At 61.1% G+C, this 14,802-nt stretch carries 16 protein-coding genes; 6 read left to right on the top strand and 10 right to left on the bottom strand.

What is annotated here, in order from left to right; all coding sequences use genetic code 11:
- Positions 1-382 precede the first annotated feature (382 nt).
- From DC522_RS03110 to DC522_RS03065, 10 genes are all read right to left on the bottom strand, one after another.
- Entirely contained in the window at positions 383-607 is a 225-nt protein-coding gene (locus DC522_RS03110; protein WP_116527242.1) for a hypothetical protein, read from the bottom strand.
- A gap of 63 nt (positions 608-670) precedes the next feature.
- A complete protein-coding gene (locus tag DC522_RS03105) occupies positions 671-1,270 on the bottom strand; it encodes an ABC transporter substrate-binding protein (protein ID WP_245443933.1) in 600 nt (199 codons plus the stop codon).
- Between the two features lie 58 nt (positions 1,271-1,328).
- Positions 1,329-3,236 carry a heavy metal translocating P-type ATPase gene (locus tag DC522_RS03100; RefSeq protein ID WP_116527240.1) on the bottom strand — a complete coding sequence of 636 codons (1,908 nt, stop codon included), beginning with the start codon at positions 3,234-3,236 and terminating at the stop codon, positions 1,329-1,331.
- 410 nt (positions 3,237-3,646) lie between these two features.
- Positions 3,647-4,747, bottom strand: a complete 1,101-nt coding sequence (locus DC522_RS03095; RefSeq protein WP_116527239.1) for a 5-methyltetrahydropteroyltriglutamate--homocysteine S-methyltransferase — start codon at positions 4,745-4,747, stop codon at positions 3,647-3,649.
- A 25-nt stretch (positions 4,748-4,772) separates the two neighbouring features.
- Positions 4,773-5,507, bottom strand: coding sequence for an ABC transporter ATP-binding protein (locus DC522_RS03090; protein WP_116527238.1), 735 nt, complete (start codon positions 5,505-5,507; stop codon positions 4,773-4,775).
- Positions 5,500-6,252, bottom strand: a complete 753-nt coding sequence (locus DC522_RS03085) for an ABC transporter ATP-binding protein (protein ID WP_116527237.1) — start codon at positions 6,250-6,252, stop codon at positions 5,500-5,502. The genes DC522_RS03090 and DC522_RS03085 overlap by 8 nt, the downstream gene beginning before the upstream one ends.
- Before the next feature lies 1 nt (position 6,253).
- Entirely contained in the window at positions 6,254-7,288 is a 1,035-nt protein-coding gene (locus DC522_RS03080) for a branched-chain amino acid ABC transporter permease (protein ID WP_116527236.1), read from the bottom strand.
- 19 nt (positions 7,289-7,307) lie between these two features.
- Positions 7,308-8,162 carry a branched-chain amino acid ABC transporter permease gene (locus DC522_RS03075; protein WP_116527404.1) on the bottom strand — a complete coding sequence of 285 codons (855 nt, stop codon included), beginning with the start codon at positions 8,160-8,162 and terminating at the stop codon, positions 7,308-7,310.
- Positions 8,163-8,228: 66 nt separating this feature from the next.
- Positions 8,229-9,392 carry an ABC transporter substrate-binding protein gene (locus tag DC522_RS03070; RefSeq protein WP_116527235.1) on the bottom strand — a complete coding sequence of 388 codons (1,164 nt, stop codon included), beginning with the start codon at positions 9,390-9,392 and terminating at the stop codon, positions 8,229-8,231.
- Between the two features lie 166 nt (positions 9,393-9,558).
- Positions 9,559-10,575 carry a tripartite tricarboxylate transporter substrate binding protein gene (locus DC522_RS03065; protein WP_116527234.1) on the bottom strand — a complete coding sequence of 339 codons (1,017 nt, stop codon included), beginning with the start codon at positions 10,573-10,575 and terminating at the stop codon, positions 9,559-9,561.
- A gap of 177 nt (positions 10,576-10,752) precedes the next feature.
- Here DC522_RS03065 and DC522_RS03060 point away from each other — a divergent pair, with 177 nt between their 5' ends.
- From DC522_RS03060 to DC522_RS03035, 6 genes are all read left to right on the top strand, one after another.
- Complete coding sequence (locus DC522_RS03060) at positions 10,753-11,469, top strand: LysR family transcriptional regulator (protein WP_116527233.1); 717 nt, start codon at positions 10,753-10,755, stop codon at positions 11,467-11,469.
- Positions 11,470-11,474: 5 nt separating this feature from the next.
- Positions 11,475-11,639, top strand: a complete 165-nt coding sequence (locus tag DC522_RS03055; protein ID WP_165820032.1) for a hypothetical protein — start codon at positions 11,475-11,477, stop codon at positions 11,637-11,639.
- Between the two features lie 167 nt (positions 11,640-11,806).
- On the top strand, positions 11,807-12,895 hold the full coding sequence (locus DC522_RS03050) for a 4-oxalomesaconate tautomerase (protein ID WP_116527231.1): 1,089 nt from the start codon (positions 11,807-11,809) through the stop codon (positions 12,893-12,895).
- Positions 12,896-12,942: 47 nt separating this feature from the next.
- A complete protein-coding gene (locus DC522_RS03045) occupies positions 12,943-13,665 on the top strand; it encodes a PIG-L deacetylase family protein (RefSeq protein ID WP_116527230.1) in 723 nt (240 codons plus the stop codon).
- On the top strand, positions 13,662-14,354 hold the full coding sequence (locus tag DC522_RS03040) for a 4-carboxy-4-hydroxy-2-oxoadipate aldolase/oxaloacetate decarboxylase (RefSeq protein ID WP_116527229.1): 693 nt from the start codon (positions 13,662-13,664) through the stop codon (positions 14,352-14,354). The genes DC522_RS03045 and DC522_RS03040 overlap by 4 nt, the downstream gene beginning before the upstream one ends.
- A 34-nt stretch (positions 14,355-14,388) precedes the next feature.
- Complete coding sequence (locus DC522_RS03035) at positions 14,389-14,706, top strand: NAD(P)-binding domain-containing protein (protein ID WP_116527228.1); 318 nt, start codon at positions 14,389-14,391, stop codon at positions 14,704-14,706.
- Positions 14,707-14,802 lie beyond the last annotated feature (96 nt).

Raw genomic sequence — 14,802 nt, 5'->3', positions numbered from 1 at the left:
CGGAATCGCATTGTGGCCCTGCCGTGCATTTCTACTGGCAATTGCGGAGGATGATACTTTTGAGCCCGTTCAGAGACCAATGGGGGAAATGACGAGCATAGGCTCTTGATTGCCGTAGACAAGGTCACGGCGCTGTGCGGTACGGAATAGGTCATCGCGCATGGCCAAGCTTGGGCAATGTCGGTGAGCAGGCATTCGCCTGAAGGCCAATGACATCTCGCCGGCGCAGTCAATCCACGACGGCAGCCCAACCATTCGAGGCAGACTTCCTCGAGCGGGCCCGAGGCTCCTTTTCTTGAAGAGCGCATCGTTTGAGGCGGAAAACCGGATCCACTTTTCGCTGACGCGGACCTGCGGTTCCGCACGATGCGCTAGAAGGAGGCTAATGCGGTGATGCGAAACGAAGGGCCATAAACTCTTGACCCTTCTCCTCCACAATCTCGATCGTCAGAGCCTCCCGCCGTAGGCTGCTTGGCAGGTAAGCCCAGAAATGCTTCGCTATCGTCCGGGCCTTGCCGCGGGCGGCCTCCAGGTCAGGGAGATCGTGAACCTCGAAGTCCTGCGCATAGCATATTCCACTGTATGCGTTGAAGACGTAGCGCGGCATGGTTTCTGCTCCTCGTGCCGGGCCTTCTCTGCGGCTGTTCCGGAGGCTGCGCCATCAAGTAGGTTAACTTGTGGACTCCGGACATGTGGTTAGGTGCTGAAAACTGCAGCTACGTTTAACCTGGATGAACGCACGCGGTTCTCCGACCATGTAGAAGATGATCGACCGATCTTGGCCCTGCTCCGATGGACAAAAGCAGAGGGGACAAACCATGGCCGTTAATCCCGATACATGCGCGTCCGACCACCGGGAAGCCATGCGGCTTGCCAGGAAGTGCATGCACGTCCCTGTCGGTACAATTCTGCTGAGCACTCTGCTCCTGACAGGGATCTTCTCTGCGGCTTCAATGGTGTGGGCTCTAGGCCCGACGGTACCGATCCCGTAGCAGGGCGCCCGTCCTTCCGGCGCAGACCGTTCTGCTCCCACCTTCCAGCCGGCCTCGTCGAGGGGCGCCTTCGCCTCCTCAAGGTCGCAAGTGAGTTTCGAGAAGAGATCCACATAGCCGAGTGCGGTCTTGGCAATGACCGACGTGGCCTTCGAGTAATGGGTCGTGAACAAGGTCGAGACGATTTCATCGGTATTGGTGGCATGCAGCAATACGCGACGCACGCGGACATCCGTCACCAGCAGGTTGTCGGGATGGAAGACAACGCTGTTGTTCACACCGCGTGTGGAGGGCGCGTAGATCGCATAGCCCTCATCCTCGACCTGCTTTAAAGCTCTACCCGCGCAACGCCCTCAAGGCGTTGAGGATGACAGCGACATCAATTGCCTCCTGTATCAGGGCGCCTTGTACAGGTGTCAGGTAGCCGAATGCGGCCACGACCATCCCGACAGCGGAAAGGCCAATCCCGGCATACACGCTTTGGAGGGCAATGCGTCTGGATCGACGCGCCGTATGGATCGCACCCAGGATCCTGTCCAACTGATCAACGAGCAGAACGACATCGGCCGCTTCCACGGAGGCCGCGGCACCTTTGGTGCCCATGGCAACTCCGAGATCCGCAGCTGCGAGCGCCGGGGCATCGTTGACTCCGTCACCGACCATCATCACGGGCCCGCGTCGCCGTTCCGCCTGCACGATCCCGATCTTGCTGTCGGGAGTCAGATCGGCATGAACAGCGTCAAGGTTAAGCCCGGACGTCACCGCCTCGGCAACCTCCTGACGGTCGCCGGAAGCCAGAACGATTCGCCTGATCCCAAGTCGACGCAGGTCCTCGATCAGTTCCGCCGCCCCCAACCGCAACCGATCGGCCAGCACAAGAAGGCCCAAGATGCGGCCATCGACGGCAACGGCGACCAGCACCGCCCCCACAGGATGATCACCATTCGCCAGAGCTTGCCCGGCGCCGAGGGTCCGCTGGGCCACATAGTGAACGCCACCGACTGCGACGTGACGGCCATCGAGATTTCCTTCCACTCCCTCTCCGGGGATCTCCTCGACATTCGCGGGAACGGAGAGATCGAGTCCCCGGGCCCGCGCCTCCTGCACGAGAGCACGAGCGATGACGTGCTTGGAGGCCTGATCCAGTGATGCTGCGAGTCGAAGGATCTCCGCAGGGTGCACATCGGCGAGCGGGCGGATCTCGACGAGCTCGGCCCGCCCATGCGTGAGGGTGCCTGTCTTGTCGATGACGAGAGCGCGCACACGGGCAAGCGTCTCCAATGCCTTCCCGCCCTTTACCAACACACCGGCCTTGGCGGCGCGCGACACGCCCGACACAATGGCAACCGGCACAGCGAGGATGAGCGGGCACGGCGTCGCGATCACGAGCACGGCCAGGGCCCGGATCGGATCTTCGGTCCAAAGCCAAGCTCCGCCGGCGAGAACGATCGTCAACAGCAGGAACCATATCGCGAACCGATCGGCCATGCGGGCCATGGGCGCCTTTGAGCGCTGCGCCGCCTCGATCAGGCGGATGATACCCGCATAGGTACTCTCGGCAGCGCGATGGGTGGCGGACAGATCGAACGCACCGCCGACATTCGTCACACCGCTCATCACAGGCTCTCCGACTCCCTTCTGCACAGGAACCGACTCGCCCGTCAGCGCCGACTGGTCGAGAACAGCCATCCCCTCCGTCACCACGCCGTCCACCGGCACCACATCGCCCTGGCGCACGAGCAGGCGATCCTGCGGAACGACCGCATCGAGCCCGACCTCCTCGAGCCTGCCGTTGCGATGGCGGATGGCAGTGCGTGGTACACGGGACAGGAGGGCGGTCATCTCGCGATTGGCATGGCGCTCCGCAAAACTCTCCAGATACTGACCGCCAGCGTACATGAGTGCCACGACGACAGCGGCGAGATGCTCTCCGAAGACGAGAGCGCCTGTCATCGACAGAGCCGCGACGATATCCAGACCGACGTCTCCCCGCCTGAGGCTCGCTACAATCTCGATCAGCAGGGCACCCAGGACCGGGATTGTCGCCACGGCCCAGATCGTTCCGGACCACTGCCCGGTGCCGGCAAGACGCGCTGCGAACCCGGCGAGCAGCCCGAGGGTAGGCACAATCACCAGGACCGGGCGAACAACCCCATGGAGCCTCTGCAAGGATGCTCCCGCCAAGCCAGTCAGAAGCAGAGACCCTGGCGAGGCGGGAGATTGGGTTTTCTCGGAGCCGGGCATCAAGAGATCCGCACGAAGAGCAGGCCAGAGATGATTGACTGATAGTGTGTATCAAGTAAGGCCGTCTTGAGCAGATGACGTCAATGATTTCGATCAAAGAAGAGCATGGGCCGATAAAGCTTCTCCCCTTCGCGGCTTGAAGCCCATCAACGCGCGATCTCAAACCTGGCATGATCCGGGACCGTTAGCGCATCGTGCTTAAAAAGTGGACCCGGTTTTCCGCCCAAAGCGATGCGCTCTCTCTAGTCCATCGTGCGGAACCGAAGGTCCGCGTCAGCGAAAAGTGGATCCGGTTTTCCGCGCCCAACGATGCTCTCATTGAAGGAGAAAGCATCGGATCAATCGAAAAGTGCAAGTCCACTTTTCACGTCCGATGCTTTAGTGGCAGCACACTCGGCTCTCGCGGCAGATCAGCCCCAGACCTCCTTGGCGACCTCGACGATCATCCGCAGCTTCGCCCACTGTTCTTCCTCTGCGAGAATATTGCCCTCCTCGGTCGAGGCGAACCCGCATTGAGGGGAGAGGCAAAGCTGGTCGAGATCGGCATACTTGGTCACCTCGTCGATCCGGCGCTTGATGTCGTCCTTGCTCTCGAGTGTGCCTGTCTTGGAAGTGACGAGGCCCAGGACGACGGTCTTGCCCTTGGGTAGGTAGCGCAAGGGTTCGAAGCCACCTGCCCTGTCCGTGTCCCACTCCATGAAGTACCCGTCGACCGGCATGGCGTTGAACAGCGTCTCGGCGACAGGCTCGTAACCGCCCGATGCAATGAAAGTGGAGCGGAAATTGCCCCGGCACAGATGCATCGTGATCGTCAGGTCTTCAGGCTTGTCTTTCAGCGCCTCGCGTACCATGCCGGCGTAGATGGCGGGCTGTTTCTCCGGATCGTCGCCTCGCTGGCGAAGCATCTCGCGCTGTTCGGGATCGCACAGATAGGCGAAGGATATGTCATCCAGCTGGAGATAACGACAGCCGGCATCGTAGAAGGCGTGAACGGCCTTGTTATAGGCTGCGCCGACATCGGCATAGAACCGATCCATGTCCGGGTAAACGCCCGCGTTCATCATCTTCCGGCCGCCGCGATAATGGAGCATGCTCGGGCCTGGAATCGTCATCTTCGCAACACGGCTCGTATTATCTTTTACGAAGCGGAAGTGCTCGATCATCGGGTGCCCGGAAAAACCGATCTTTCCCGTGATCCTCAGCGCCTTGGTGATCCCGATCCCTCCTTTGAAATTCATGCCGGAATCAGCCTCGATCGAGGTCACCCCATCCAGGTGCTCCAGGAAGTCGAAATGCCAATAAGCGCGGCGAAATTCCCCGTCCGTAACCGCTTGAAGGCCGACGTCTTCCTGACGTTGGATGACCTTGCGGATCTCCTCATCCTCGATCTCCTTCAAGGTTGCGTCAGAGAGTGCGCCCTGGTGATGCCTGTGCCGCGCTTCCTTCAGCCTCTCCGTCCGCAGAAGGCTGCCGACCATATCGGCCCGGAAAGGTGGTCTGGTGCGTTGCATGGGCTGTTCCTCCGACTGTTTTGTTTTAACGACTGGCAGCTTGGCGTGGCTTCTTCTTGGCCGTCACTCCCAAGTGCTGCTCGAGGGGGGCTGGGTTCTCGATAAGGGATCGACTCGATCCCGCGTGGACGATCGTACCGCGATCGAGGATGATGGCGCTATCCGTGACGCCCAGGATCTTTTGGGCATGCTGCTCTACGACGATCGCGGACATGCCTTCATCGCGGATAATGCGCTTCAGGGCAGCCAGCAATTCCTCAATGATGATGGGCGCCAAGCCTTCTGTCGGCTCATCCAGCAACATGAGCTTCGGATTGAGCACGAGCGCGCGTGCAATCGCCAGCATCTGCTGCTCGCCACCCGAGAGCTGATTGCCCATGTTGGAGCGGCGCTCTTTCAGGCGCGGGAACATCTCGTAGGCTCGTGCTGGCGTCCAGGGTCCAGGGCGGGCGACAGCCGTCAGGTTCTCCTCGACCGTCAGCGACTTGAAGATATTGCGCTCCTGCGGCACCCAGCCGATACCGGCAAGCGCTCGTTTATCAGGGCGCGCGCCGGTCAGATCTTTTCCCGTCAGAGCAATCGTGCCGCCTCTGTGGCGCGTGACCCCGATGATGGTGTTGAGCAGCGTGGTCTTTCCGGTTCCGTTCCGCCCCAGAACCGCGAGCGACTCGCCCGTTTGCAGACGCAGGTCGACCTTGGAGATGACGATGGCGTCGCCATAACCTGCGGAGACCTGCTGCAGATTGAGAAGCTCACTCATCGACGCTTTCCCCGAGGTAGACCGCCCGCACTTTGGGATCGGATGAAACATCCTCGACACTGCCCTCCGCAAAGAGAGCACCGTTGACGAGGACGGAGATCCGGTCCGCGAAGCTGAAGACGAGATCCATGTCGTGCTCGATCAGGAGCACCGAGACATCGCGCGGCAGAGCCGCCACGGTCGCGAGCAGTTCCTGACGCTCCGCCTCCGGCACGCCGGCGGCGGGCTCGTCGAGCAGCAGAACTCGCGGGCGGCATGCGAAAGCCACGGCGATTTCGAGAAGCCGCTGCTTGCCATAGGCAAGGTTCGCGGTGCGTTCATCGAGCACATCCGTGAGGCGGAAGCGCTGGGCGATCTCGACGATCTCGTCCACGATAGCACGCTTGCTGCCGGTGACACGCCACCAGTCACGCCCTCCCCCCATGCGCTCCGACACCGCAAGACCGATGGTCTCGAGCGGCGTCATGGCCGGAAAGAGCTGGTTGATCTGGAACGTCCGGGCAAGACCGCGCTGAACCCGATGTTCAGGTCGCATCTTCGTGATGTCGGCTCCCTCCAGCAGGATCTGTCCAGAGGTTGGCGCCAGCACGCCGGTGAGAAGATTGATGAAGGTCGTCTTGCCCGCGCCGTTCGGACCGATGAGGGCATGACGCGCACCCTGCTCCAGCCGGAATGTGACATTGTCGGTCGCGGTGAGTCCGCCGAAGCGCTTCACGAGGCCCCTGGTTTCAAGAGCTGCTACCATGTCAGACCTCCTGCGCCTTCGTGGCCGGCAGGGTTTGCGCGTGGTCGGCTGCACGACCTCTGGATCGCGGCCACAAGGCTTTGACCCTATCCGTCAACCGCTCACGACCCACGAGCACGAGCACCACCAGGATCAACCCGATCCAGAACTGCCAGTATTGTGGCGTCCAGGCCGAGAGAATGTCCTGTAAGACCTTGAAGCCGACGGCGCCGATGAGTCCGCCGTACAGATAGCCTGCGCCTCCGATCACCAGGATCAGCATGATATCGGCGGAGCGATGAAAGGCGAGCACGTCGAGCGAGACGAACTGTGTCGTCTGCGCCAGCAGAGCACCGGCCACGCCCGCGTAGGCCGCCGCGAGCGTATAGATCGCCACGAGACGGCGGTTGACCGGAATACCGACCGCGCGGGCTCTCAGCGGATTGTCGCGGATTGAGCGCAGCGAAAGGCCAAAGGGCGAGACAACGATCCTGCGCGCGAGAATGAAGAGCACGAAAGTCACCGTGAGGCTATAGGCGTAGGCTGTCGTTCCGAAGATATCGAATTCGAACAACCCGAGGACCGGCCCCATCGTGACACCCTGAAGACCGTCGGCGCCGCCTGTCAGCCAGGAGGCCTGATTGGCGATCTCGCCGAGAACGAGGGCAACGCCCAATGTCACCATCAGCTTCGTCAGGTCCGTTCCCCGAAGGACGAGAAAACTGGTAGCGAAACCGAGAAGTGCGGCAGCAATCGCTGCTCCTCCCAATCCGAGCAGAGGATCGGCAAAGCCATATTTTGCCAAGATACCGGCAACGTATGCGCCAAACCCGAAGAAGGCCGCATGGCCCAGTGATACAATGCCTGCATAGCCGAGGATGAGATCCAGGGAGAGAGCGAACAGCGCAATGATCGCAATCTCGTTGAGGATCAGATGGCGTCCGGGCAGGAAGAACAGCGTTGCTGCCGCCACAAGCCAGAAAGCAATCTCGGCAATGCCCCATCGAGCCTTCCGGATCAAGCTCTTGCGGACGAGATCTGCCGTGTTCGATGGCATCGAGATTTTTCCAATCAGGTCAGCGCGCACGAGCGAAGAGTCCTTGCGGTCGAAGAATGAGAACGGCAATCATGAGGGTGTAGATGACAAAGGCGCCAAGACTCGGGACGTAATATTTGCCCGCCACATCGGCGATGCCGAGAAGCAGGGAAGCCAGGAAGGGACCGGTGATGCTCGTCGTTCCACCCACCGTCACGACGATCAGGAAATAGATCATGAACTTCAGCGGGAAGGTGGGATCGAGCCCCAGGATTTCCGCGCCGAGCGCGCCGCCCAGCCCGGCAAGGCCTGAGCCGACCGCAAAGGTCGTGGCGAAGATCACGCTCACATTGATCCCGAGCCCGCGGGCAACGCGCGGATCATCGACGGCGGCGCGCAGGCGACTGCCGAAACGGGTCCTGGTCAGGATGAGCTGCAGGGCCACGACGAGCACGCCGCAAATCGCGATGATGAAGCTGCGGTAGAGGCCAACCTGGATGCCGAGCACCGCGACACGCCCCTGAAGCCAGCTCGGAAGCTGGATCAGCTGCTGCTGCGAGCCCATGCTGTAATCCACAGCGGCAACGGCCATGAAGACCATCCCGATCGAGAAAAGAACCTGATCGAGATGACTGCGCGAATAGAGCTGCTTGTAGAGTGTCCGCTCAAGCACGAGGCCCGCCAACGCGGGGAGGACAAAGGCGAGCGGAAGCGTTGCGAGGAACGGCACGCCGTAGCGGTTCATCAAGACGGCTGTCACATAGCCGCCGGCCATAGCAAAGGCGCCATGCGCCAGATTGACGAAGTTCATCAGCCCGAGCGTCACGGCCAATCCGCAGGCCAGGACGAACAGCAACATGCCATAAGCGACGCCATCGAAGAGGATAGTCAGCACCGTTCTCTCCAGAAATGCATGAGGAAGCGCTGCCATGCGGACAGCGCTTCCGGAGCTTTGGTTCGATCAGTTGGACTTGGCGGCTTTCACCGGGTCCTTGACGTTTGCGATCGTGGCAAACTCGACATTGTAGAGCTCGCCGTTCACGCGCTCGACCTTGCGCACATAGATATTCTGGATGATGTCCCGGGTCTGCGGATCGATGGAAACCGGCCCGCGCGGGCTCATCCAGCTCATGCCCTTCATGGCATTGATCAGCGCCTCGCCCCCTGCCCCGTTCGTCTTCTTCAGACCTTCGTAGATCAAGTGCATGCCGTCATAGCCGCCCACCGCCATGAAGTTCGGGCGCATTCCGTTGTTGGCCTTCTTGAACGCCTCGACGAAGGCCTTGTTCTCCGGGCTGTCATGGGCTGCCGAATAATGCTGCGTCGTGATGGCGCCCAGAGCCACATCACCCATGCCGTTGAGAATATCGTCGTCGGTCACGTCACCGGGGCCGATGAGCTTGATGCCGCTCTTGTCGAGACCACGCTCCACGAACTGCGCTCCGACGCCCGAAGGAACGAATACGAAGAGCGCATCGGGCTTTGCATCGGCAACCTTCTGCAGGAACGGCGAGAAGTCGGGATTGGCGAGCGGAACGCGTAGGCTCTCCACCTGTCCACCCTTGGCACCAAAGGCACCGGAGAACGCCTTCTCCGCATCGATGCCGGGGCCGTAATCAGATACGAGAGTAACGACTTTCTTGATACCGTTCTGAGACGCCCAATCCGCCATCGGCACGGTGGCCTGCGGGAGCGTGAAGCTGGTGCGGACGATATAGGGCGAGGCCTCCGTGATCGTGGCGGTGGCGGCCGCCATGACGACGGCCGGCACTTTCGCCTGGGTGGCAAGCGGCGCGGGCGCGAGCGCGAGCGGTGTGAGGCCGAAGCCCGCAATGACGCCCACCTTGTCATTGACGATCAACTCCTGCGCCAGGCGCTTGGTGACGTCGGCAACGCCCGTATCGTCCTTGACGATCAGCTGGATCTTCTTGCCCGCAACCGTATCGCCGCTCTGCTGCATGTAGAGCTTCGCCGCCGCCTCGATCTGACGGCCCGTTGAAGCGAAGGAGCCCGTCATCGGCAGGATCAGGCCGATCTTCATCGTCTCCTGAGCCGATGCTGCCCCTCTGAGGGCCAGCATGGCCACTGCAGCGCCGGCTGCAGTGAGAACAGTCCTACGTCGCATGGTTCTTCCTTCCCTTTTCGGCATTTCATGCCTTTTGATTCAGCTCTGATGCATCTCGCGATACACTGGCGATGGGCGATCTGGTATCAGGCCCATCCATTGATAAGATTGCGTGTTCCGCTGGCTTTTCCATGGAGTCTGCAGGCCCAAGCCGTTCTGCCGCGGATTATTCAGGCTTAATCCCGGTTCGCTTCACGAGGTCTCCCCACCGCGCCATCTCCTTGGAGATGTGTTCACGGAACTCTCCTGGGGTATTCGTCCAGACTTCGGCCCCTTCCTGAGACAAGCGCTCGGAGATCTCGGGAGCCGCCATGGCGGTTCTGATCTCGGTGTTGAGCTGATCGACGACCGGCTTCGGAGTGCCGGCCGGGACCATGATTCCATACCACTGGGACGCCTCGAACCCAGGAAAGCCGGATTCTGCGACCGTCGGGACAGTGGGGGCAGCCTTGAGGCGGGACGATCCGGAAACGGCAAGAGCCCGCATCGTTCCAGCTTCCACATGCTGAACCAGATTCGGCGCACCCGTGAAGGTCAGTTGCACGCGTCCTCCGAGCAGATCCGTCACGGCAGGAGCAGTTCCGCGATAGGGTACATGGGTCATCGTGATGCCCGCCCGGTCAGCGAGCGCCACCATCGCAATATGAGCCGCACTGCCAATGCCACCGGACGCATAATTCAGCTTGCCAGGATTTTTCTTGGCGTAGTCGATCAACTCCTGGAGCGTCTTCGCTGGAACCTCCGGATGAACAACGAGCATGTTATGCACATTCGCGATCCCGCTGACGGGCTCGAAGCTCGTTTGAGGATCGTAGGGCAGCTTCGGATAAAGAGCGGGGCTGACCGCGAAGGTGCCGATATGTCCCATCACCAAAGTATAGCCGTCCGCGGGAGCACGAGCCACCGATCCCACGCCGACAGAACCGCCGGCACCTGGCCTGGATTCAAGGATCACAGGATGTTTCAGGGCGGTCTCAAGCCTCTGCCCCAGAAGGCGCGCCAGGATGTCGGTCGACCCGCCCGGCGTAAAAGGCACGACCAGAGTGATGTTTCTGCTCGGATAGGTTTGAGCCCCTGCCCGTCCTGGACATGCAGCCGCAACGGTCATTGCTGCCGCTCCGAAAAAGACGTTACGGCGTGTGACGTCCGAGCGTATCGAGCCTTTGGACAAGTACTCAGGCATTCCCAATCTCCTCCCCAGCATCCGCCCAATTCGCAGCTGAGCGGTATCGGCTTTAGGACGCCAGCAAATGAGACCTGAAGCAAATGGTTTGTTTTGCGCGACTAATGAATATATCTCATATGCAAGAGAGGCTGGACCAACCCCATGCAAGGGGCAGAATCCCTGCTGGAGCTTTGAATGCGCATCGATTTTCTCGGCCTGCACGCCTTCGTCGCGATCGCGGAACGCGGTAGCTTCCAGCACGCTGCCGCGCACCTGAACCTGTCGCAAACAGCGCTCAGCCACCGCATTCGCAAGCTGGAAGAAGACCTCGGGGTCAAACTGCTGTCGCGGACCACACGGGAGGTCTCCCTGACTCAGGCGGGCCTCAATCTGCTGCCTAAGGTCAAGGACACGATCGAGAACCTCTCGGTCTCCCTAGATGAACTTCGACGGGAGGGTCGCAGCCGTCAGGAGACGCTCGCCATCGGCTGCCTGCCTACTATCGCATCAGGCCGATTGCCGCGCGCTCTGCAGCGTTTCCAGGAACAGCACCCGGATGTGTTCGTCCGGATCTACGACAACTCCGCCACCGAGATTGCCGATCTGGTCCAGGCCGGCACGGTGGAGTTCGGCATTACCATGGTGGCAGCCCATCGCTGGGATTTCGACATCGAGATGCTGATCAGAGATTCTTTCGTCCTCGTGTGCCCGGAAGATCACCCGTTGGCCTCGCAATCGTCTCTAAGCTGGTCCGATCTTGCCGAAGAACCCCTGATCAGGATCAGCTCCCGCGCCGGCAACAGGATCATCATCGACGACGCATTGGGAAGCCGACGTGAATCCCTGTGCTGGCGCTTCGAAGCCCAGCATATTCAAACAGCGATCGCCCTGGTCCGTCCGGCGTGGCGCTGACCGTCGTGCCCCGCCTCTCTCTCGATACATTTGACGAGCGGGGGCTCAAGCTCATCTCCTTGAAGAACCCGAGTGTCACGCGCCAACTCGGAATCGTGTCCAAGCGGGGTGTACCCCTGTCGCCTCTCGCCGAAGAACTGCGCAAGATCATCGTTCGAACCTTCGCGTGAGGGACGATAGCCGGATCTGAAAGTGATTGGCGGGCGCGGTCTCTCATGAACTAAATTCACGGAAAGTCACAAACAAACCATTTGTTGCACCCTACTGGCTGAGGCACGTTGATGGCACCTGTTCACCGTTGGGTGGGAGAAGGACTATTCAACCGCGCATTCCCTGCATGATTCTGCGAGGCGGCACCTCCAAGGGCGCTTACTTCCTCGCTGATGACCTCCCGACAGACCCGATGCGGCGCGATGCGCTGCTCCTATCGATCATGGGATCTCCGGATCCACGCCAGATCGATGGCATCGGCGGCGCTCATCCGCTCACGAGCAAGGTCGCAATCGTGTCGAAGTCGCAACGATCCGACTGCGACGTGGATTTTCTCTTCGGCCAAGTCGTCGTCGACGAGCCGAAGGTGGATGTCACGCCCAATTGCGGGAACATTCTCGCCAGTGTCGGGCCTTTCGCTATCGAGCGCGGGCTGGTGAAGGTCAATCATCCGATCACACGCGTCCGCGTGCACACCGTCAACACAGGCACAATTGCAAAACTGAATGTTCAGACACCCGATGGCCATGTCGCCTATGGTGGCGATGCCCGCATCGACGGCGTGCCGGGCACTTCGGCACCTATCGCCATCGACTTTGTCGATGCAGCCGGCTCCGTCTGCGGCTCGCTTCTGCCGACGGGCAACAATGTCGATCGCGTAGCAGGCGTCGACGTGACTTTGATCGATAACGGCATGCCGGTTGTTGTGTTGGAGGCTGCTGCGGTCGGCCGGACCGGATACGAGCTGCGCGACGTGCTCGACAAGGATATGGAGCTGAAGGCTCGGCTGGAACAGATCCGCCTTGAGGCAGGAAGGCTCATGGGCCTCGGCGATGTCTCGGGCAAGGTCGTGCCCAAGATGGCCCTGGTGGCTCCTCCCGTTGCAGGCGGTCATGTGTGCACGCGCAGCTTCATTCCGCATGAGTGCCACGCCTCTATCGGAGTCTTTGCCGCCGTCACCGTCGCCACCGCCTGTGTGCTGCCCGGATCGCCCGCCGCCCGCGTCGCCAGCATTCCGCCGGGACGCGAGAAAACGCTGTCCGTAGAGCATCCGACCGGTGAGTTCAGCGTGATGATCGAGGTCGGCGGAACCGAGGCGGCCCCCGTCGTGGAACGCGCAGGCCTTTTGAGAACGGCCCGCCTTCTCTTCGAGGGCCACGCCTTCGCGCACGAGGCCCTGGCGCATGCTCCGGAAGATAGCCGCGATGCTGCCTGACGTTCTACCAACATCATCTCTCACATGTTCTTTCTTTCGAGGCCGATATGAGTAGTGGAAAATCCGGACTTGTCGTCACCGCGCATCCTGGCGACTTCGTGTGGCGCGCAGGCGGCGCCGTCGCGCTCCATGCCCGCAAGGGATACCGCATGAAGATCGTTTGCCTGTCCTTCGGCGAGCGCGGCGAAAGCCAGTGGGCCTGGAAGAAAGGCGATGTGCTGCTATCCGACGTGAAGGCGCAGCGGCGCGAGGAAGCAGAGCACGCCGCCGAGACGCTGGGTGCGGAGATCGAGTTTTTCGATGCAGGCGACTACCCGTTGCATACGGCCCCCGAGATGCTTGACCGGCTCGTCGATATCTATCGAGAGCTGAAACCCTCCTTCGTGCTTACGCACTCCCTGGAAGACCCCTATAACGTGGACCACCCGGAGGCGGCGCGCTTCGCACAAGAGGCCCGCATCATCTCGCAGGCCGCCGGACATAAACCGAATCCGGATCTCACCTATAGCGCGCCCCCGGTCTTCCTGTTCGAGCCGCATCAACCCGAGCAGTGCAATTACAGGCCGAATGTGATCCTCAACATCGACGAGGTCTGGGACACCAAGCGAAAGGCGTTCGAGATCCTCGCTGCCCAGAAGCATCTCTGGGAATATTACACCCGGGTGGCCTTGAACCGCGGCATGCAGGGCGGCCGTAACTCAGGTCGCGCCATGACCTACGGCGAAGCCTATCAGCGCATCTTCCCTCAGATTGTCGAGGAACTGGCATGAAACCCGTCGTCGTCACCAACACGCCGCGCGTCGATCAGAGCATTGTCGACAGGCTGGCCGAACTCGGCACCGCTACCACCCACGAGGCGATGGGGCGTGTCGGCCTGATGAAGCCGTACATGCGCCCCATCTGGGCGGGTGCCCAAGTCGCCGGCAGCGCCGTGACGGTGCTGGCGCAGCCGGGCGACAACTGGATGATCCATGTCGCCGTCGAGCAATGCCGTCCCGGCGACATCCTGGTCGTGGGCGTAACCACCGACAACACCGATGGCATGTTCGGCGATCTCCTGGCCACATCCCTCAAGGCACGGGGTGTGGTCGGCCTCGTGATCGATGCCGGCGTGCGCGATGTGAAGACTCTGACGGAGATGGGCTTCCCCGTCTGGTCGCGCGCCATCTCGGCCAAGGGAACGGTGAAGGCGACTCTCGGCTCGGTCAACGTTCCGGTCGTGTGTGCGGGCGCATTGGTGCAGCCGGGCGACGTGATTGTCGCGGATGACGACGGCGTCGTGGTTGTGCCCCGCCGCGAGACGGAAACTGTCGCTGTTGCCGGTGAGGCGCGCGTGGCGAACGAAGGTGCGAAGCGCGAGGCTCTCGCCTCCGGCGTTCTCGGCCTCGACCTCTACAAGATGCGCGAGCCGCTTGCGAGAGCAGGTCTCACTTACGTCGGGTACAAGGACGAGGACTGACGACTCGTCAGTCCGTGACAGACAGCAGGGATCCATGAGCCTTCAGATTGCATTCATCGGCTATGGCGAGGTGGGGCAACTCTTCTCGCGCTCCCTCGCCGCAAAGCCAGATGTGCGTGTTTCAATATATGACATTTTATTCGATGATGCGCAGCGAGGACCAGAGCTACGGCAGCGCGCGCAAGACAGCAACGTTCATGCTGCCGCGCGCATTGGCGAGGCCTGCGCGGGAGCTGATATCATCATCTCAGCGGTCACGGCCGATGCCGCCGTCACGGCTGCCGAGCAGGCGGCGCTTTCTCTCGAACCCGGCCAGATCTATATCGATCTCAACTCGATCTCACCGGCTTGAAGACCGTCGAATCCTTCCACACCTATGGAACGCCTCCTGTGGAGGAAAGCGAATGATACAAGAACTTCGAAAGACTGTGCCAAGCCTGCATTCATG

The sequence above is a fragment of the Microvirga sp. KLBC 81 genome, assembly GCF_003075415.1.
Classification (GTDB): Bacteria; Pseudomonadota; Alphaproteobacteria; order Rhizobiales; family Beijerinckiaceae; genus Microvirga.
This window is presented reverse-complemented; position numbering and strand designations above follow the sequence as displayed.

What these genes read in the sequence shown, in the direction of transcription:
- DC522_RS03095 (WP_116527239.1), bottom strand. Translation starts at nt 4,747, where the DNA reads ATGCAACGCACCAGACCACCTTTCCGGGCCGATATGGTCGGCAGCCTT.
- DC522_RS03050 (WP_116527231.1), top strand. Translation starts at nt 11,807, where the DNA reads ATGATTCTGCGAGGCGGCACCTCCAAGGGCGCTTACTTCCTCGCTGAT.
- DC522_RS03080 (WP_116527236.1), bottom strand. Translation starts at nt 7,288, where the DNA reads ATGCCATCGAACACGGCAGATCTCGTCCGCAAGAGCTTGATCCGGAAG.
- DC522_RS03035 (WP_116527228.1), top strand. Translation starts at nt 14,389, where the DNA reads ATGAGCCTTCAGATTGCATTCATCGGCTATGGCGAGGTGGGGCAACTC.
- DC522_RS03110 (WP_116527242.1), bottom strand. Translation starts at nt 607, where the DNA reads ATGCCGCGCTACGTCTTCAACGCATACAGTGGAATATGCTATGCGCAG.
- DC522_RS03045 (WP_116527230.1), top strand. Translation starts at nt 12,943, where the DNA reads ATGAGTAGTGGAAAATCCGGACTTGTCGTCACCGCGCATCCTGGCGAC.
- DC522_RS03060 (WP_116527233.1), top strand. Translation starts at nt 10,753, where the DNA reads ATGCGCATCGATTTTCTCGGCCTGCACGCCTTCGTCGCGATCGCGGAA.
- DC522_RS03100 (WP_116527240.1), bottom strand. Translation starts at nt 3,236, where the DNA reads ATGCCCGGCTCCGAGAAAACCCAATCTCCCGCCTCGCCAGGGTCTCTG.
- DC522_RS03065 (WP_116527234.1), bottom strand. Translation starts at nt 10,575, where the DNA reads ATGCCTGAGTACTTGTCCAAAGGCTCGATACGCTCGGACGTCACACGC.
- DC522_RS03070 (WP_116527235.1), bottom strand. Translation starts at nt 9,392, where the DNA reads ATGCGACGTAGGACTGTTCTCACTGCAGCCGGCGCTGCAGTGGCCATG.
- DC522_RS03040 (WP_116527229.1), top strand. Translation starts at nt 13,662, where the DNA reads ATGAAACCCGTCGTCGTCACCAACACGCCGCGCGTCGATCAGAGCATT.
- DC522_RS03090 (WP_116527238.1), bottom strand. Translation starts at nt 5,507, where the DNA reads ATGAGTGAGCTTCTCAATCTGCAGCAGGTCTCCGCAGGTTATGGCGAC.
- DC522_RS03085 (WP_116527237.1), bottom strand. Translation starts at nt 6,252, where the DNA reads ATGGTAGCAGCTCTTGAAACCAGGGGCCTCGTGAAGCGCTTCGGCGGA.